The organism is Protofrankia sp. CiP1_Cm_nod4 (assembly GCF_982290645.1).
This window is the reverse complement of record NZ_CEVIVC010000269.1, coordinates 1-2,771: the sequence shown is the minus strand read 5'-3', so window position 1 is coordinate 2,771 and position 2,771 is coordinate 1. Positions and strand designations below refer to the sequence as shown.

At 67.7% G+C, this 2,771-nt stretch carries 1 protein-coding gene and 1 pseudogene; both read right to left on the bottom strand.

Going from position 1 to position 2,771, the window contains the following annotated elements; translation table 11 throughout:
- Positions 1–1,481 (bottom strand): DEAD/DEAH box helicase (locus tag AC5LSR_RS24025; RefSeq protein ID WP_493469078.1); only part of this gene is annotated, 1,481 nt, incomplete at its 3' end.
- Positions 1,478–2,771: pseudogene (locus AC5LSR_RS24020) on the bottom strand (hypothetical protein); the annotation flags it as partial. The pseudogene AC5LSR_RS24020 and the gene AC5LSR_RS24025, both read right to left, overlap by 4 nt.

Genomic DNA, 2,771 nt, shown 5'->3' with positions numbered 1-2,771 from the left:
GGAAGCCGCGCGTGCCGCCGGTCGGTGACCACCGTGTCCGCGGCCGGGGCCGTCGGGTCGTGGTCGCGGCGCGGCTCACCGTCCCAGCCGAACATGGGCGCCGGCCCGACCCCGCGCAGCAGCCGGGACACCGCCCGCACCCACAGGTGCGTCTCGACGCCGACCAGCGGCCGGGTCCCGGAACCGGGCCCGCCCGTGCCGTCGGGCCCGCCGGGGACGCGGGCGGTCGACAGCAGCGCGACGAACCGGGCGAGCGCCGCCGCGGCCAGTTCGGAGCCGGTCGCCAGCGCCTGCCCCCAGCTGTAGGCGCCGCGGCGCGGCAGCAGCTCGAGGATCTCCTCGGCGGTCCTGGGCTGGTCACCGAGGATCTCCAGCACGGCCGCGGTCAGGATGTGCCGGCTCAGCGCCCTGCCGAGATGGAGCGGGTCGAGGTTGTCGTCACCGAGCACGGCCGTGGCGATCCGGCCCATCGCGGACGGGTCCCGCCCCGGGTCGGCGATCGCCGCGAGCACCGCCGGCTCGGGCACCGGCAGACCGTAGTCGATCCCCGTGACGATCTCGCTGGTGCTCCGGCGGGCCTCCCCCACCACGGCGCCGTCGTCGAAGACGGTGCCGAAGACCTGCTCGGCGACCGCGCGGAGAGCCCGGCCTCCGTCGATGCCGCTGCCCTCCCCCAGGGTCGCGGAGGTGGCCACCGGGCAGATCGCCCCCAGCGGGCGGCCCGGCTCGGCCCGGCCGGTCGCCGCGGCCAGCCGGCGCAGCAGCATGGCCACGTCGGTGCCCTGGGCGCCGTCGTAGGTGTGGAACTCGTCGAGGACGACGTAGGCCAGGTCGGCGCCGTCCCACAGCGGCAGGTCGTCGGCGCGCTGCAACAGCAGGTCGAGCATCTTGTAGTTGGTGACGAGGATGTCCGGCGGGGTGCGGCGCATCTCCGAGCGCTTCGTCAGCACCCGCGAGTAGCTGACCTCCGGGACGTCCCCGATGTACAGGCCGGCGGTCACGTCGGCGAGGCCGGCCTGCTCCAGGTAGTCGTTGATGCGCAGCGTCTGGTCGGTGGCCAGTGCGTTCATCGGGTACAGCAGCAGCGCCTTCACCCCGGTGCGGCCCGCCCTGCGGGCCCGCTGGCAGTGGTCGAGGACGGGGATCAGGAACGACTCGGTCTTGCCGGAGCCGGTACCGGTGGTCACCAGCGTCGGCCGGGCCGGGCCGCGCAGCGTGCTCAGCCGCTCGAACGCCTTCGCCTGGTGCTCGTACGGGGTGAACTCCGCCGGCACCCATTCCAGGTGCCGGCGCCAGCCGGCGGCGGCCGGCCGGAACGGGGTACGGATCCGCAGGTAGGGGCCGCGGAAGATGCCGTGCTCGGGATGGTTGAGAAAGGTCGCCAGCGCCTCGCGCTCCCGCGCGTCGGCGAGCGCGAACGTGGTGGTCAGATACTGGGTGAGGTTCGCCCGCAGCCCCTCGGCGGCCAGCGTCGGCCTCACGGCTCCCGCCCCGCGTCCTTCGCCGCCCGCAGCCGGGCACTGAACACCGCGTGCGCCTGCCGCATCTCGCCTTCACGATCCGCCTTGTAGAACGGCGCCGAATACCCCTCCGGCGCCACCCCCTCCGGATCCGCCAGATGCCGCATCAACTGAAGGTAGTGCTCCTTCGTCTGCCCGAAACCGAAGGCGTACGGGTCGGCGGCGATCCGGCGGCCGGCGGCATCGAACCACATCTCCGCCTCGCGGTCGGACAGGATCGGGTAACGCGAACGGTAGATCGCCACCAGCTCCTCGGCCTCGATACCGAGCCACACCGAGACCAGGGCGTCGATCTCGACGAGCGCCGCGCGACGCTCGTACTCGGTCCGCAGGGGCGTCGCCCGCTCCCAGGTCGGCCGGACGTCAGCCAGCGGTGCCACCCGAGGCCAGGCAACCACCCAGCCTTCGCCGTCGGCCCAGGCGGGATCATACAACTCGGCCCACAGATCCGCATAGGCGTTTGTCAGACAGTTGAGCCGCAACGTCCGCAGCAGCAACGCCGACGCGAGAGGACTGTTACCGTCGACAGCAGGCATTGAACTAGCCTCTGCAACACGCAGATGCGAGCGACCCATAATTCGTAGTAGGTAGTCGAGAGGTAACGATGCCCAGAAGCCAGCAACTAACACAGTATCACGATTTTCGCATAATGCAAGCGTATTAACAGCATCGACGTGCGCAGGCCCCGGCGGAATAAGGGCCGCAAATAGAGAACGCTCCGTGCTTTTAGGGTCAATCATTACCCTCCAAGCCAGCCGATAATACTCGACGTAACGTCGACCGCCCCAGATATCCTGAGCAGAATAGTAAGCCTCTTGACCGCAAGCACGAGTGTACGTAGTGCGGGGAACTGCAGCGCCTGGCAGGGTAGGCAGATTCCAGAATCCCCAGTCTTTACCGTTTACAAACGGATCATTTGGCTGCTTCGCAAACGGAGTAGAAATCCCAAAATGAGTACCTTGCAGAATGACTTCATCAAGCGATACCGGACTGCCGACGCAAAAACGAATCAAACCTTTGTCTTTAGCTGTCTTCTCGTTATATCCAGAGCTCGAACGCCATGCAGACTCACCAAGCCGCGCCCCAAATTCGATCAAAGCAGTGATGGCGCCTTGCTCATAAGTCGTTATAGGGTATAGTAGTGGACTTTCGCCCGCCAACCCTTCGGCTTTCCCTTGTAGCCGCCGCCACTCAGTAAGACGTGCTTCGTTCACCCTAATTACTCGCGACAAATGCGGACGAAGATCCCAC